At 66.2% G+C, this 541-nt stretch carries 1 protein-coding gene; it reads right to left on the bottom strand.

The genetic code is table 11. The features are described from left to right. Positions 1 to 89: 89 nt before the first annotated feature. Positions 90 to 541 (bottom strand): PfkB family carbohydrate kinase (locus tag AACY08_RS28475; protein ID WP_339472438.1); only part of this gene is annotated, 452 nt, incomplete at its 5' end.

Here is a 541-nt window from a genome sequence, read left to right as displayed (position 1 = left end):
CCGCACGCGAAAAAGGCCGGGGAGCGATCCCCGGCCTTTTTTATATCTCGCGCACGTCTCCCCTCCCTGAAAGGGAGGGGAGGAAGGTTTCAGCCGAGCTTGCTGGCGATCAGCGCCTTCAGGTCGACCTGCGCACGCGCGCCATAATGCGAGATGATCTCGGCGGCGCAAATCGCGCCCATCTTGAGCGAGGCCTCGATGCTCTTGCCCTGCGCCTGACCGCGCAGGAAACCGGCGGCGAACAGGTCGCCCGCGCCGGTGGTGTCGACCACACGCTCGATCGGCTCGGCGGGGACGCTGACGATCTTGCCGCCCGACACCGCGATCGCGCCATGCTCGCTGCGCGTCACCACCAGCATCGGCACTTCGGCCGAGGCGGCAGCCACCGCCGCGTCGAAATCCTCGGTGCCCATCAAGGCGGTGATCTCCGCTGCATTGGCGAACATGATGTCGATCAGACCATCGGCCATCAGCTTGCGGAAGTCGCCGCCATGGCGCGAGATGCAGAACACGTCGCTCAGCGTGAAGGCGACCTTGCGCC

This window comes from Pseudomonas sp. EL_65y_Pfl1_R83, assembly GCF_963970695.1.
Lineage (GTDB): Bacteria > Pseudomonadota > Gammaproteobacteria > Pseudomonadales > Pseudomonadaceae > Aquipseudomonas > Aquipseudomonas tritici.
This window is presented reverse-complemented; position numbering and strand designations above follow the sequence as displayed.